This window comes from Streptomyces sirii (assembly GCF_045690365.1).
In the GTDB taxonomy this organism is placed as follows: Bacteria; Actinomycetota; Actinomycetes; order Streptomycetales; family Streptomycetaceae; genus Streptomyces; species Streptomyces sirii.
In genome coordinates, this window is sequence record NZ_CP147982.1 from 2636553 (window position 1) to 2650682 (window position 14130).

At 72.5% G+C, this 14130-nt stretch carries 14 protein-coding genes; 3 read left to right on the forward strand and 11 right to left on the reverse strand.

What is annotated here, in order from left to right; all coding sequences use genetic code 11:
* The first annotated feature begins 6 nt into the window (after window positions 1-6).
* The gene (locus tag WAB15_RS11945) at window positions 7-1965 is read left to right on the forward strand and encodes an anthranilate synthase family protein (RefSeq protein WP_407286189.1); all 1959 of its coding nucleotides are present in this window, start codon (window positions 7-9) and stop codon (window positions 1963-1965) included.
* Here the strand turns inward: WAB15_RS11945 and WAB15_RS11950 are convergent.
* The 5 genes from WAB15_RS11950 to WAB15_RS11970 all read right to left on the reverse strand — a co-directional run bounded on the left by WAB15_RS11950 (window position 1931) and on the right by WAB15_RS11970 (window position 7189).
* Window positions 1931-2947, reverse strand: coding sequence for a 2-hydroxyacid dehydrogenase (locus WAB15_RS11950; protein WP_407286190.1), 1017 nt, complete (start codon window positions 2945-2947; stop codon window positions 1931-1933). The genes WAB15_RS11945 and WAB15_RS11950 overlap by 35 nt on opposite strands.
* A 186-nt stretch (window positions 2948-3133) precedes the next feature.
* A complete protein-coding gene (locus tag WAB15_RS11955; protein ID WP_399147530.1) occupies window positions 3134-4162 on the reverse strand; it encodes a 6-phosphofructokinase in 1029 nt (342 codons plus the stop codon).
* A gap of 212 nt (window positions 4163-4374) precedes the next feature.
* Window positions 4375-5046 carry a response regulator gene (locus WAB15_RS11960; protein ID WP_399147529.1) on the reverse strand — a complete coding sequence of 224 codons (672 nt, stop codon included), beginning with the start codon at window positions 5044-5046 and terminating at the stop codon, window positions 4375-4377.
* A complete protein-coding gene (gene macS, locus WAB15_RS11965) occupies window positions 5043-6353 on the reverse strand; it encodes a MacS family sensor histidine kinase (RefSeq protein ID WP_407286191.1) in 1311 nt (436 codons plus the stop codon). The genes WAB15_RS11960 and macS overlap by 4 nt, the downstream gene beginning before the upstream one ends.
* A gap of 101 nt (window positions 6354-6454) precedes the next feature.
* Window positions 6455-7189, reverse strand: coding sequence for a lysophospholipid acyltransferase family protein (locus WAB15_RS11970; protein WP_393494267.1), 735 nt, complete (start codon window positions 7187-7189; stop codon window positions 6455-6457).
* Between the two features lie 224 nt (window positions 7190-7413).
* Here WAB15_RS11970 and WAB15_RS11975 point away from each other — a divergent pair, with 224 nt between their 5' ends.
* Window positions 7414-8220, forward strand: coding sequence for an alpha/beta hydrolase (locus WAB15_RS11975; protein WP_407286192.1), 807 nt, complete (start codon window positions 7414-7416; stop codon window positions 8218-8220).
* A complete protein-coding gene (locus WAB15_RS11980; RefSeq protein WP_407286193.1) occupies window positions 8207-8767 on the forward strand; it encodes a hypothetical protein in 561 nt (186 codons plus the stop codon). The genes WAB15_RS11975 and WAB15_RS11980 overlap by 14 nt, the downstream gene beginning before the upstream one ends.
* 247 nt (window positions 8768-9014) lie before the next feature.
* Here the strand turns inward: WAB15_RS11980 and WAB15_RS11985 are convergent, their stop codons facing one another.
* From WAB15_RS11985 to WAB15_RS12010, 6 genes are all read right to left on the reverse strand, one after another.
* A complete protein-coding gene (locus WAB15_RS11985) occupies window positions 9015-9773 on the reverse strand; it encodes an endonuclease/exonuclease/phosphatase family protein (RefSeq protein WP_407286194.1) in 759 nt (252 codons plus the stop codon).
* 5 nt (window positions 9774-9778) lie between these two features.
* Window positions 9779-10720, reverse strand: a complete 942-nt coding sequence (locus tag WAB15_RS11990) for an ROK family glucokinase (protein WP_407286195.1) — start codon at window positions 10718-10720, stop codon at window positions 9779-9781.
* 56 nt (window positions 10721-10776) lie between these two features.
* Window positions 10777-11253 (reverse strand): DUF5304 domain-containing protein, encoded by a 477-nt coding sequence (locus WAB15_RS11995; RefSeq protein ID WP_399147523.1) that lies wholly within the window; start codon window positions 11251-11253, stop codon window positions 10777-10779.
* Between the two features lie 190 nt (window positions 11254-11443).
* On the reverse strand, window positions 11444-12646 hold the full coding sequence (locus tag WAB15_RS12000) for an ArsA family ATPase (RefSeq protein WP_407286196.1): 1203 nt from the start codon (window positions 12644-12646) through the stop codon (window positions 11444-11446).
* A gap of 2 nt (window positions 12647-12648) precedes the next feature.
* The gene (locus tag WAB15_RS12005; protein WP_399147521.1) at window positions 12649-13143 is read right to left on the reverse strand and encodes an SRPBCC family protein; all 495 of its coding nucleotides are present in this window, start codon (window positions 13141-13143) and stop codon (window positions 12649-12651) included.
* 197 nt (window positions 13144-13340) lie between these two features.
* Entirely contained in the window at window positions 13341-14117 is a 777-nt protein-coding gene (locus WAB15_RS12010; RefSeq protein ID WP_399147520.1) for a metallophosphoesterase, read from the reverse strand.
* Window positions 14118-14130 lie beyond the last annotated feature (13 nt).

Genomic DNA, 14130 nt, shown 5'->3' on the forward strand with positions numbered 1-14130 from the left:
CCCGCCATGCACCGCGAGCCCCACCCCGCCCGCGCCGACGCCGCAGCACTTGTCCGACGGCTGCTCGACCCCGCCTGCCCGCCGTTCGCCCTGCTGCGCCGCAGGTCCCCCGGCCGGGAGGCGGCCTCCCCCACCGTCGAGGTGCTGATCGGCGAGGTGACCGAGGTCGACCGACTGGCCGACATCCCACTGGCCGAGACGGCGTCCCAGGAACCCGTCATCGACGCGCTGGCGCTGATCCCGTTCCGGCAGATCCGCGAGCGCGGCTTCCGGGCCCACGACGACGGCACCCCGCTGGCGGTGCTGCGCCCCCAGGAGAGCCACGAGCTACCCCTGGAGGAGGTGCTGGCGGCGCTGCCGGCGCATGACGTACGGGTGACGGACGGGGCGTTCGACGTGGCCGACGACGCCTACGCCGAGATCGTCGAACGGGTGGTGCGGGACGAGATCGGCACCGGCGAGGGGGCGAACTTCGTCATCCGCCGGACGTTCGAGGGCACGATCGCGGACTTCTCGGCCGCCGACGCGCTGGCGCTGTTCCGGCGGCTGCTGGCCGGTGAGCGCGGCGCGTACTGGACCTATGTCGTGCACCGCCCCGGGGTGCGCACCCTCGTCGGCGCCAGCCCCGAGGTGCATGTGCGGATGAGCGGGGGCACGGTCGTGATGAACCCGATCAGCGGCACCTACCGCTACCCGGCCGGCGGCCCCACCCCCGAGAGCCTGCTGGCGTTCCTCGGCGACCGCAAGGAGGTCGAGGAGCTGTCGATGGTGGTGGACGAGGAGCTGAAGATGATGTGCACCGTCGGCGACCGGGGCGGGGTGGTGATCGGGCCCCGCCTCAAGGAGATGGCGCACCTGGCGCACACCGAGTACGAGCTGCGCGGCCGCTCCACCCTCGATGTGCGCGAGGTGCTCAAGGAGACGATGTTCGCGGCGACGGTCACCGGGTCGCCGGTGCAGAACGCCTGCCGGGTCATCGAGCGGCACGAACCGGTGGGGCCGGACGGGCGCGGCCGCGGCTACTACGCGGGTGCGCTGGCGCTGCTGGGCCGGGACGCCGGGGGCGCGCAGACGCTGGACTCGCCGATCCTGATCCGTACCGCCGACATCGCCGCCGACGGCCGGCTGCGGGTGCCGGTCGGCGCGACACTGGTGCGCGCCTCCGACCCGCACGGCGAGGTCGCCGAGACCCACGCCAAGGCGGCGGGCGTGCTCACCGCGCTGGGGGTCCGCGCGGCACCGGCGCGCCCGGCCTCCGGGGGCCCGGCGCCGCGGCTGGCCGACGACCCGCGGGTGCGGGCCGCGCTGGACGCCCGCCGCGCCGACCTCGCCCCCTTCTGGCTGCGGATGCAGACCACCGCGCCGACCGCCGAGCTGAGCGGGCACGCCCTGGTCGTCGACGCGGAGGACACCTTCACCGCGATGCTCGCGCATCTGCTGCGCACCTCGGGGCTGACCGTGACGGTGCGCCGCTTCGACGAGCCGGGTCTGCGCGCGGCCGCCCTCGCGCACCGGGGACCGGTCGTGCTGGGCCCGGGCCCGGGCAACCCGGGCGACGCCACCGACCCCAAGATGCGCTTTCTGCGATCACTGACCGCCGAGCTGGTCGCCGAGCACCGCCACGGCCTGTTGGGCGTGTGCCTGGGGCATGAACTGCTCGCCGCGGAGCTGGGGTTGGACATCGTCCGCAAGGAGGTGCCCTACCAGGGCGCACAGGAGCGGATCGACTTCTTCGGGCGCCAGGAGACGGTCGGCTTCTACAACACCTACACGGCCCGCTGCGACGACCGCACGGAGGCCGAACTGGCCATGCACCGCGTCGAGTTGAGCCGGGACGCGGAGACCGGCGAGGTGCATGCGCTGCGCGGGCCGGGCTTCGCGGGGGTGCAGTTCCACCCCGAGTCGGTACTGACGCTGGACGGCGCCGCGGTCACCGCGCAGCTGCTGGCAGCTGTCCTCGTGTGACCAGCATGTTCTCGTTGGTGCGGCCGGTCAGGTAGTCCTCGACGTTGGCCACGGTGGCCTCGATGATCTGGCCGACCGCCTCCTCCGTGAAGTACGCCTGGTGCGCGGTGACCAGGACGTTTCCGAAGGTCATCAGGCGGGCGAGGGTGTCGTCGTCGATGACGTCCAGGGACTTGTCGAAGGAGAAGAGCCCGGCCTCCTCCTCGTAGACGTCCAGGCCGACGCCGGTGAGCCGGCCGGCCTTGAGCGTGTCGACGAGGGCGGCGGTGTCGACGAGCCCGCCGCGGCTGGAGTTGATCAGGATCGCGTCGTCCTTCATCGCGGCCAGCGCGGCGGCGTCGACGAAGTGTCGGGTGGCCGGCACCAGCGGGAGGTGCAGCGTGATCAGATCGGCCTCGGCGAACAGCCGCTCCGGGGCGACGTACTTCATGCCCAGCCCGACGCAGCGCGGATTCTCGGCGATGTCCCAGCCCAGCAGGTTCATCCCGAAGCCGTGGGCGATCCGGGTGAACGCCTCGCCGATCCTGCCGGTGCCGAGCACGCCCGCGGTGCGGCCGTGCAGATCGCGGCCCATCAGGCCGTCCAGCCGGAAGTCGAAGTTGCGGGTGCGGTGGCCGGCCCGGATCAGCCGCCGGTCGACGGCCAGCGCGAGGGCCCAGGCGAATTCCGCGACCGAGTACGGCGAGTAGGCGGCGACCCGGGCGACGCTCATCCCTAGGTCCGCCGCGGCCTCCAGGTCGATGTTGTTGAAGCCCGTGGAACGCTGGGCGATCATCTTCGTCCCGCCGGCCGCGAGGGTCTGCAGGACGTCGGCGCTCAGATCGGCGTCGACGTGGGTGCTGACGATCTCGTAGCCGTGCGCGATGGGAGCGGTGTCGCGGTTGAGGAAGACGTCCAGGCCGCGGATCTGGTGGTGCCCGGCGAAGGCCCGCTCCAGGAACGGACGCTCATCCGCCTGCACGCCGAAGGCGACGATCTCCACGAGCTCTCCCGGTTCTCCCGCCGGTTCCGTACCACCGCCGGTGAGCGGCCCGGCCGGGGAGCGAGGGCCGCACAGCGGTGCATATGCCGCGTAAGCGAATATACGGCCCCTCGCCCGGCTGTGCCCCCGGAGCACGGACGGGGGCACCGGGGGCGTCGGTCAGGGGGCGGCCGGAGGCGGCCGGCCTCAGCCGAAGAAGACGCCGACCTCGGCATAGAGCGCCGGATCGACCGTCTTGAGCTTCGCGGTCGCCTCCGCGATCGGCACCCGGACGATGTCCGTGCCGCGCAGCGCGACCATCTTTCCGAAGTCGCCGTCGCGCACCGCGTCGATGGCGTGCAGCCCGAAGCGGGTGGCCAGCCAGCGGTCGAAGGCGCTGGGGGTACCGCCGCGCTGGGTGTGACCGAGCACCGTCGTACGGGCCTCCTTGCCCGTACGCGCCTCGATCTCCTTGGCCAGCCACTCCCCCACGCCCGACAGCCGGACGTGCCCGAAGGAGTCGGTGGAGTCGTCCTTGAGCACCATCTGGCCGTCCTTGGGCATGGCGCCCTCGGCGACCACCACGATCGGGGCGTAGCGCACCTTGAAACGGGATTCGATCCACCGGCAGACCTGCTCGATGTCGAAGCGCTGCTCGGGGATGAGGATGACGTTCGCCCCGCCGGCCAGGCCGGAGTGCAGCGCGATCCAGCCGGCGTGCCGGCCCATCACCTCGACGACCAGGACGCGCATATGGGATTCGGCGGTGGTGTGCAACCGGTCGATGGCCTCGGTGGCGACGCCGACGGCGGTGTCGAAGCCGAAGGTGTAGTCCGTCGCCGACAGGTCGTTGTCGATGGTCTTGGGGACGCCGACGCAGGGGATCGCGTGCTCGTCGGAGAGCCGCGCCGCGACGCCGAGGGTGTCCTCGCCGCCGATCGCGATCAGCGCCTCGATCTCCTGCTTGGCGAGGTTGTCCTTGATCCGGCGGACGCCCTCGTCCTGCTTGAAGGGGTTGGTCCGCGAGGAGCCGAGGATCGTGCCTCCCCGGGGCAGAATGCCGCGTACCGCCGAGATGTCCAGCGTCAGCGTGTCGCCTTCGAGCGGCCCGCGCCAGCCGTCCCGGAAGCCGACGAAGTCATATCCGTACTCCTGGGTGCCCTTGCGGACGATGCCCCTGATCACCGCGTTCAGACCCGGGCAGTCGCCGCCACCGGTCAGTACTCCGACCCGCATCGCTGCAATCACCTTCATCCCGTTTCAGTGGCCGCGCACGGCCATGGCCGATCCGACGCCGGTCACGCTAATGGTGATCTGGGTCACTCCGGGATGGGACAAACGGTGATTCCGGTGATTTACCGGGGAGTTGACATGAGGTGTTCACCCGTACGAGCGGACAGCTTCGGGACACGGCCCGGCCCGCGACCGGGAATCCGCGCTCCGCCGGCTCAGGCCTCGTCGAGGCCGCGCTCTATCGCATAGCGCACCAGCTCCACGCGGTTGTGCAACTGGAGCTTGCCGAGGGTGTTCTGGACGTGGTTCTGCACCGTGCGGTGCGAGATGACCAGCCGCTCGGCGATCTGCTTGTAGGAGAGCCCCTTGGCCACCAGGCGCAGCACCTCGGTCTCGCGCTCCGTCAACTGCGGTGCGCCCGGCTCGTCCGGCGTCGCCGGGGCGGGCTCCGTCGCCAGCCTGCGGTACTCGCCGAGCACCAGACCCGCCAGGCCCGGGGTGAACACCGCGTCGCCGGCGGCCGTGCGCCGCACCGCGTCCAGCAGTTCCTCCGTGCTCGCCGACTTCAGCAGATAGCCGGTCGCGCCGGACTTGACCGCCTCCAGCACATCGGCGTGCTCACCGCTGGCGGACAGCACCAGAACCCGCAGCGCCGGATTGGCGCCGACCAGTTCCTTGCACACCCGCACACCGGGCAGCCCCGGCAGATTGAGGTCCAGGACCAGCACCTCGGGCGAGGCGGCCTGCGCCCTGCGCACCGCCTGGAGGCCGTCGCCGGCCGTCGCCACCACGTCGAAGCCGGCCTCCGACAGATCCCGCGCGACCGCGTCGCGCCACATCGGGTGGTCGTCGACCACCATGACCCTCAGGGCCGTCTGCTCACTCACGCCGTCGCCTTCCCCCGTTTTCCACCCTCGGGCGCCGCGCCCTTGGGGACCGTCAACTCCACTTCCGCACCCTGGCCGGGGACCGAGACCCACTCCGCGCTGCCGCCCAGATCCCGCAGCCGGCCGCGGATCGACAGGGCCACGCCCAGCCGGCCCTCGCGCTCGGCGTCCGCGAGCCGGCCCTCGGGGATGCCGGGGCCGTCGTCGCGGACCGTCACGATCACCGCGTGCGGTTCGTCCTCCACCAGGATCCATGCGTGGGCGCCGGCCCCCGCATGCACCCGTACATTGTCCAACGCGGCACTGACAGCGGCCGCGAGCTCCGCCGCCGCGGCGGCCGGCAGGACGACCGGGGCGCCCGGTTCGGAGAACGTGACGCCGGCACCGGCGTGCGGCGCCAGCAGCGCCCGGACGTCGCAGGGCTCGCCGGCGGCCGCCGACGGCACGCTCCCGGACGCCGCCGCCCGGCCCGCCGCGCCCTCGTCGTACGGCACGGACCGCGCCTCGCCGTCCCCGTCGGCCTCGTGGGGCACCGGCCGCGCGGTGCCCGGCCGCGCCGGCGGCACCAGCCCGCCGGCGACCAGGGTCCGCAGCGCGACCTCCTGCTCGCCCGCCATCCGGCCCAGCTCTGCCGCCTCCCCGCCGATCGCGGCGCCGCGCCGCTGCACCATCGCCAGCACCTGCAGCACGCTGTCGTGGATGTCGCGGGCCAGCCGCTCCCGTTCGCGGGTCGCCGCCTCGATCTGCAGCGCGCGGGCCAGCGTCCGCTCACTGGCGCGCGCCACCTCGACGACATAGCCGATGGCGACACTGGCCACCCACACCAGCACCACGTTGTGGATGGTGTCGCGGGCCAGCTCCTGACGCACGACCAGATTGGCGACCGCCACCGCGCTGGAGGCCACCGCCGCCCAGCGCCAGCCGCCCTTGATCGCGAAGCCCAGGACCGCGCCCGCCGCCCAGATGGACGGCAGCGTCGGCGCACCGTCCATGATCCGGGCGCGGCTGTCGACCAGCAGGGTGAGCAGGATCCCGCCGACCGCGAAGCCGAGGTCGGCGATCAGGAAGTGCCGGGTGCAGCGCTCGGGGGAGGTGGTACGCCGCCAGGTCAGCGCCATCCAGACCGTGAGCGCGCCCATGTAGCCGACGGCGACCAGCGGATGCTCGTACTTGCGGTACGAGAGCGCGACCAGGCACAGGGTGTAGACGAGGGTGAGGACGCGGTAGCCGGTGAGCGCGCGCCACAACGGGAGCTCGACGGACATCCGCACCACCTTGGGGTGCTTGCCGTGGCGCCTGGCGGTCATCCCGCCGTCCACCGTCCGTATGCCCGCATCCGTCACTGCCGGCCCCCAACCCCTCGCCGGACGCGCCCGCGCCCGGCCTCGGCCCTGCCCGTTGCTTCGACCTATTCGGCGGCGGCCTTCTTGGCCTGCTCCGCCTCGGCCTTCTTCTTCGCCTCCGCGGCCTTGGCCGCCTCCGCGATCTGCCGCTTGGCGGCGGTCGCGTAGATGTCGACGTACTCCTGGCCCGACAGCTTCATGATCTCGTACATGACCTCGTCGGTGACCGACCGCAGGATGAAGCGGTCGCCCTCCATGCCCTGATAGCGGGTGAAGTCCAGCGGCTTGCCGATACGGATGCCCGGCCGGATCATCTTCGGCACGACCTTGCCCGGAGGCTGCACCTTCTCGGTGTCGATCATCGCCACGGGGATGACCGGCGCGCCGGTGGCCAGCGCCACACGGGCCAGGCCGCCGGGCTTGCCGCGGTAGAGCCGGCCGTCCGGGGAGCGGGTGCCCTCCGGATAGATGCCGAACAGCTCACCGCGCTCCAGCACCTCGATGCCGCTCTTGATGGCCGCCTCGCCCGCGCCCCGGCCTCCCGAGCGGTCGACCGGCAGCTGGCCCACGCCCTTGAAGAACGCCGCGGTCAGCTTGCCCTTCACACCGGGCGAGGTGAAGTACTCGGACTTCGCGATGAAGGTGACCTTGCGGTCGAGCACCGCGGGCAGGAAGAAGGAGTCCGAGAAGGACAGGTGGTTGCTCGCGAGGATCGCCGGACCCTCGGCGGGAATGTTCTCGATGCCTTCCACCCAGGGCCTGAAGGCAAGCTTCAGCGACCCGCCGATGGAAAACTTCATTGCGCCGTAGATCAACCGACTGCCTCCTGTGTGTGACGCAAAGACCTTAACCTGCCTCGGTGACACGCTGGCCCCGACGGGGCTGCGAAGGTGCGCGACGGCAGGTGCACGCCCGCGTACGTGGCCCTCACCCGGCCGTGAGCGCCGTCGGACCTACCCGCTCGCGGTCACTTTGCGTACCCTGAGGTAACTCGCCAGGCCCTCTCATCGATCGGAGTCCCCCGGTGCCGTTCCTTCCCGGAGCCGAGCCGTTCCGCCGCGACGGCGGAGAGGTCGGCGTCCTTGTGTGCCACGGTTTCACCGGCTCCCCCCAGTCCGTCCGCCCCTGGGCCGAGTATCTGGCCGACCAGGGACTGACCGTCGCCCTGCCGCTGCTGCCCGGTCACGGCACCCGGTGGCAGGACCTGCAGATCACGACCTGGCAGGACTGGTACGCCGAGGTCGACCGCGAGCTGCGCGCGCTGACCGAGCGCTGCGCCAAGGTCTTCGTCTGCGGCCTGTCGATGGGCGGCGCGCTGGCGCTGCGGCTGGCCGCCAAGCACGGCTCCGCGATCAGCGGGGTGGCCGTGGTCAACCCCGGCAACAAGGTGCACGACGCGGCCGCGCCGCTGCTGCCGGTGCTGCGCCACCTCGTCCAGACGACCAAGGGCATCGCGAGCGACATCGCCAAGCCCGGCGTCGAGGAGGTCGGCTACGACCGGGTGCCGCTGCACGCGGCGCACTCGCTGCGCCTGTTCTTCCAGCAGGTGGACTCCGAACTCCCGGGTGTCACCCAGCCGTTGCTGGTGATGACCAGCCCGCAGGACCATGTCGTACGTCCGGTGGACTCCGAGCGGATCCTCGCCCGGGTCTCGTCCACGGACGTCCGCCAGACGCTGCTGGAGCGCAGCTACCATGTCGCCACGCTCGACCACGACGCGGAGCAGATCTTCGAGGAGACCTTCGCCTTCATCTCCCGGCTCGCCCCCGAGGCGCGGGCGGAAGCGGCGGACACGGCCCAGGAGGGGACGGCGGCCCGTGGCGGAGCGTAGCCCCCGCGACCCCCGGGATCCGCTGGACGAAGAGGCCGCCTGGGCCGAGATCGTGGCGGGCTACGGCGAGGAGCCGTCGTTCCCGACCGCGGACGAGAAGACCGATAAGACCGAGAAGACACAAGAGACCGACGGCAACGACAACGGTCGGCCCCCGACGAACAGCTCCACCGGAGACTCTGAGGACGAGGGCGCCGGCCCGCGTCCCGGTAGCTTCGTCGTCTTCGCCCCGGGCGTCGGCCCGCGCGACTGGTCCACCGCCGAAGCGTCCGACGACGACCTCGACGAGACCGACGAGGGCCACTTCACCCCGCCCGAGCCGCCTCCGCTGCCGAAGGCCGACACCACCACCAAGTTCGCCTGGCTCGCCGTGCTCGGCGGCCCGCTGCTCCTGGTCGCCATGGTGATCTTCCAGCAGCCCGTGACCTGGTGGATCACGGTCCTGGGTATCGGCGGCTTCCTGGGCGGCTTCGCCACGCTCGTCGCGCGGATGAAGAACGACGACGGGGACGACGACCATCTGCCGGGCGGCGGCGCGGTGGTGTGAACCGGGTGGCATGAACCGGGCGGTGCGCACCGCGTGGTGTGCACCGGGCCCCTGGGGGAAGGGCGAACAGATCCCGTAGGGGGCGCGAGGCCCCCCTGCGGAGCCACAACGGGGTGGGGGCGGGGAGGTATTCCCGTGCCGGGCAAAGAGGTGTTCCCACAGAGCGAGAGGTGTTCCCGCAGGGAGCCGAAAGGTGCCCTCCCAGGGAGCCCCCTAGCCGCGAGGCATCCCCTGGTCCCCCAGTCCCCTACGCGTCCGCCGGTACCCGCAAGGCCGCGAGTACGGGCAGGTGGTCGGACGCGGCCAGCAGGTCCGCGTCCCGGAGACCGGGCAGGTCGCGGGGCACTCCGCAGCCGAGCACCTCGATGCCGTCGGTCGTGAAGACGGCGTCGATGCGCTGCCGTGGCTCCCGGGGCGTGGAGGTGAACTCCCCGCCCCACGGCTTGGCCGCCCAGCCGTCGGTGAGCGTGCCCGCCACCCGCCTGAAGCTCCGGCCCTCCGGCCGGTCGTTGAGATCGCCCCCGGCGACCGCGTACGGCGCCCCGAGCCCCGCCACCCGCTCCAGCAGCAGCCCGGCCTGCTCGTACCGCTCGCGGTCGGCGAGGCTGAGGTGACAGCTGAGGACGCCCAGCCGGGCGCGGCCGATGCGGACCACGGCGGTGGCGAAGCCGCGCTGGTGCAGCCCGGGGGTGCGGGGCAGCAGGACGTCCTCCGTGCGCTCCACATGGGCGCGGAGGGTGGAGAGGATCATCGGGCCCGCGGTCGTGCCGCCGCCGGTGACGTGGACCAGTCCCGCCGAGCGGGCCAGCCGCTCGGCGGCCTTGCGCCAGCGGAAGAACCGCGGCGCCTCCTGGATCAGCACGAGATCGGGGGCGCAGGCCCGGATGACCCTGACCAGCGCCGCCCGGTCGTCGCGCATCGAGCGGATGTTGTAGCTGAGCACGCGGACCAGCGCGGCACCCTTCTCGGTGCCGGACGCGGGGAGTCCGGAGTGCTCAGCCACCATCCGCGTCAGCCCTGACGCGCCAGGTCGGCCGCGCCGACCAGTCCGGCCTTGCCGCCGAGCTGCGCCGCGAGCACCTGGGCGTGCGGCCGGTACTGGTTGCCGACCAGCCAGCGGCGGAAGGACTTGCGGATCGGGTCGAGGACCAGCTCGCCCTCGTCCGAGACCCCGCCACCGACGATGAAGGCCGACGGATCGAAGAGCGAGGCGAGGTCGGCCAGGCCCGCGCCGGCCCAGCGGGCCAGTTCGCGGAAGGAGTCGATGGCGACCTTGTCGCCCTGGCGGGCGGCGGCGCTGATGTGCTTGCCCTGGATGCCCTCGGGAGTGCCGTCGCCTAGCGAGAGCAGCACCGTGGCGTTCTCGGGGGTGGCGAAGGCGCGCTGGCGGGCGTAGCGCAGCAGGGCGCGACCGGAGGCGTACTGCTCCCAGCAGCCCTGGCTGCCGCAGCCGCACAGCAGGCCGTCGGGCACGACCCTGATGTGGCCGAACTCCGCGGCGACGCCGAAGCGGCCGCGGCGCAGCTTGTTGCCGATGATGATGCCGCCGCCCAGGCCCGTGCCGAGCGTGATGCAGATGACGTCGCTGTGGCCCTGGCCCGCGCCGAACCTGTACTCGCCCCAGGCCGCGGCGTTGGCGTCGTTCTCGACGACGACGGGCAGGCCGACGCGCTGTTCGACCTTGTCCTTGAGCGGCTCGTGGCGCCAGTCGATGTTCGGTGCGAACAGGACCGTGGCCCGCTTCTCGTCGACGTAGCCGGCCGCGCCGATGCCGACGGCCTCGATGTGGTGGCCGGCACCGACCGTGCGGACCGCCTCCGCGATCGCCTCGGTCAGCGCGTCGGTGGCCTGCGGGGTCGGCACCGTGCACGTCTCAAGGATCGAGCCCTCTTCGTCGACCACGCCGGCCGCGATCTTCGTGCCGCCGATGTCGACGCCGATGGTGAGTCCCATTTGTCCCTCAGTTTTTCGCTCGAACCCCGCCAGGACCCACCGTACCGGAGCCGGGATCAGTCGAGATCGATTCGCTCGGTGCCGGTGGGGCCGTCGTCGTCGCGCGGATCGTCGTCGCGGCGGCTCTCGGGCCGGTCGTCGGCGTCGCCGCGGGTCCAGCGGCGCTCGCTGCCCTCGACGGCGGAGCGGTAGGCGGCGAGCAGTTCGGAGCCGGCCGCGGCGAGGTGGTCGAAGATGTCGGGGTTGCGCTCGATGACCGGCTCGACGGCGGCCTTGGCCTGCTTGAAGAGCTGGCTGACGGCGCTCTGTGCGGCGATCCCGCCGAGCGCGCCGGGCAGCTGGATGCCGGCGAGCTTGTCGGTCACGGCGTCGGCGAGCTTGCGCAGTTCCTCGGCGGCGCTGCCCGGCGGCGGACCGTAGGTGGCCCGGCGGCGGGCCTGCTCGGCCGCGAGGTCCTCGGCGCAGGCGGTCTCCCAGGCGTCGGCGTCGGGCTCGGCCTTGCGGTCGGCGGGGCGCTCGGTGGCATCGCTCATGATGAACTCCGTGGACTGCTGCGGCGAGGCGGTACGGCGAAGGGGTGCGGGCGGGCCCGTCGGGACACGGCACGTCGAGGCGGGCACGCCGAAGCGGCGGCTCACCCTCGACGTTACCCGAACGGTGGTATCCGGGTGAGGCATGTCGCACGGGTCGGACCGGATGGGGCGCCGGCCCGCACCACGCGCGTCAGTCGTTCTTGGGCCACAGGTCCGGGTCCGGGCTGAAGCGGATCTCCAGGACGCCGTCGCGCAGTCCGGCGCCCGAGACGGTGCAGCGGCGCAGCGCGGAGGGGAGCGTACGGATCCGGCGGAAGCGGCCGACCGTCACCACGATCTCGTCGCCGCGGCGGACCAGGCCCAGTCCCCTGCGCTCGGCGCCGGGCAGCGGGACCCGCCAGACCAGGATGCCGTCGCCGGCCAGGCGGTCGTCGACGGTCCACGGGTCGGTGCGCTGCTCCGGCACGCGGTGCGCCTCGCCCAGCCCGCCGGTCGGCCCGTCGATCAGCTCGTCGAGCTCCTCGACGCCCTGGGGGTCGCGGCCCAGGTGCGGCACCTCGTGGACGGGCACGTCCGGGAACTCCTCGCGCAGCACCTTCAGGGCGGTCTGCTGGCTGCCGGAGAGCGCGGCGAGGAAGGGGTCGGCGGAGCCGGTGGGCAGCAGCCGGTTGACCACCACGCCGTCGGTGCGACGGCCGTGCAGTGCGAGTCCGGCGCGGATGGTGCGCAGGTTGGCCGCGGCGACCGGGCCGGCCTCGGTGACCAGGCGTACGGACGTGCCGGGGTCGTCGATCGCCCGCTGGACGGCGGCGAGTTCGCTCTCCCAGCGCTCGGCGGCCTCGTACAGCTTCTGGGCCGGCATCGGGACGCCGGCGAGCTGGGCGAGCACCGGGCGCAGCGCGCGGGCCGCCTGGCGCTCGGGCGGCAGCAGCCGGCGCAGGTAGCGGCGTACCTGGTTCGGCAGGGCCAGCAGCCGGATCGTTTCGGCGGCCGAGGGCATGTCGACGACGACGATGTCCCAGTCGTCCGAGGCGTGTTCGGTGCGCAGCGCGTGCAGCAGCGCGAAGTCCTCGGAGCCGGGGAGTTCGGTGAGTTCGTCCTCGTCGAGGGGGGCGGCGCCCAGGAGGTCGAGGGCGACGCCGGCGCGCTCCTGGAAGGCGAGGAACTCCTGGCGGAAGCGGTCCGCGGGGTCGATCCGGCGAGCGTGCAGGCCGGGCGCTATCAGCGTGGGGGCGTCGGCTCCGAGGGGGGTGCCCAGCACCGTTTCCGGCGCGCTGCTCTCCGTGGTGAGCAGCAGTGCCCGCGCGCCCCGCCGGGCGCCGGCCAGGGCGGTCGCGGCGGCGAGCGTGGTGCGGCCGGCGCCGCCGGAGCCGGTGACGAGGACGATGCGCACGCTCAGAGCTTCTTGGCCTCGTCGGCGGGCTCGGCCGGGTCGGCGGGCCCGGCGTCGGGGCCGCTCTCGACGCGCTTCTTCAGCCCGGCCAGCGCGCGGTCGATGATGACCTTCTCGGCCTTGCGCTTGATCATGCCGAGCATCGGGATCTTGACGTCGACGGTGAGCTGGTAGGTCACCTCGGTGCTCGCGCCGTTGTTGAGCGAGGCGAGCCGGTAGGACCCGTCGAGGGCGCGCAGCATCTGGGACTTGACCAGGGACCAGCTGACCTCGTTGGCGCCGGTCCAGGTGTAGGCCAGGGTGTGGTCGTCCTTGATCGCGCCGGCGTCCAGCAGGAGGCGCACCTGTGCCGCCCGCCCCTGGTCGTCCTTGGCGAGCACCTCTGCCTCTTTGACCTCGCCGGTCCACTCCGGATAGCGGTCAAAGTCGGCGATCACTCCCATCACTTCGGCGGGTGCCGCCTCGATCGTGATGCTCGAGCTGGTGTGTTCGGCCATCGCCGTGACTCCTCCATGCCGATTCGTGCCGGTCCGCCGACGTTTCCCCGAGCTCTCAACTCCTCCCCCACTCTCAGCTTCGTTCGAGCGGGGGGACCCCCATGAGCAGGGGAGACCCCATTACGCGGTGTCCGCAACGTGGTGTCTCTGCTGCTGAAGGCTACCGCGCGGGCGATGGGCGGTGGACGCGGCCGGGCTCACCACTCCAGCACGTAGGGCGTTCCGGTCGCGTTGAAGTGGCCGACATTGACGCATTCGGTGCCCCCGATACGGGCCCGGCGGGCGAGCGGCTGGTGTACGTGGCCGAAGAGGGAGTACCGCGGCCGGGTGGTGCGGATGGCGTGCAGCAGGGCCGCGCTGCCGCGCTCGAAGCGGCGGGCGACGGTGTCGTAGCACAGCTCGGGGACGTCCGGCGGGATGTGGGTGCACAGCACGTCCACCTCGCCGACCGCCTCGATCTTGGCGGCGTACTCCTCGTCGGTGATCTCGTAGGGCGTCCGCATGGGGGTGGTCAGCCCGCCGCCGACGAAGCCGAAGACCCGGCCGCCGATCTCCACCCGCTGCCCGTCCAGGACGGTGGTGCCGGGCCCGGCGTATTCGGGCCACAGGCGCGGCATGTCGACGTTGCCGTAGGTGGCGTACGTGGGGGTCGGGAAGGCCGCGAAGAGTTCGGCGTACTGCCGGCGGACCGCGCTCTCGATGACGGCCTCGCGGCCGGCGCCCGCCCGGTCCAGCTCGCCCCACAGCCGGCGGCCGAGGGCGCGGGCCTCGTCGAAGCGGCGGGCGGTGCGCAGTTCGACGAGCGCGTCGGCGTTGGCGACGCCGAAGAGGTCGGGGAAGATGCCGCGCGAATGGTCGGCGTAGTCGAGGAAGAGGACCAGGTCACCGAGGCAGACCAGGGCGTCGGCGCCGGTTCCGGCCGCCGCCAGGTCCCGGCTGTTGCCATGTACGTCACTGACCACATGCACGCGCATGGCGTCACCCTAG

What these genes read in the sequence shown, in the direction of transcription:
- WAB15_RS11945 (WP_407286189.1), top strand. Translation starts at nt 7, where the DNA reads ATGCACCGCGAGCCCCACCCCGCCCGCGCCGACGCCGCAGCACTTGTC.
- WAB15_RS11955 (WP_399147530.1), bottom strand. Translation starts at nt 4,162, where the DNA reads ATGCGGGTCGGAGTACTGACCGGTGGCGGCGACTGCCCGGGTCTGAAC.
- macS (WP_407286191.1), bottom strand. Translation starts at nt 6,353, where the DNA reads ATGACCGCCAGGCGCCACGGCAAGCACCCCAAGGTGGTGCGGATGTCC.
- WAB15_RS11970 (WP_393494267.1), bottom strand. Translation starts at nt 7,189, where the DNA reads ATGAAGTTTTCCATCGGCGGGTCGCTGAAGCTTGCCTTCAGGCCCTGG.
- WAB15_RS11985 (WP_407286194.1), bottom strand. Translation starts at nt 9,773, where the DNA reads ATGGTGGCTGAGCACTCCGGACTCCCCGCGTCCGGCACCGAGAAGGGT.
- WAB15_RS11990 (WP_407286195.1), bottom strand. Translation starts at nt 10,720, where the DNA reads ATGGGACTCACCATCGGCGTCGACATCGGCGGCACGAAGATCGCGGCC.
- WAB15_RS11995 (WP_399147523.1), bottom strand. Translation starts at nt 11,253, where the DNA reads ATGAGCGATGCCACCGAGCGCCCCGCCGACCGCAAGGCCGAGCCCGAC.
- WAB15_RS12005 (WP_399147521.1), bottom strand. Translation starts at nt 13,143, where the DNA reads ATGGCCGAACACACCAGCTCGAGCATCACGATCGAGGCGGCACCCGCC.
- WAB15_RS12010 (WP_399147520.1), bottom strand. Translation starts at nt 14,117, where the DNA reads ATGCGCGTGCATGTGGTCAGTGACGTACATGGCAACAGCCGGGACCTG.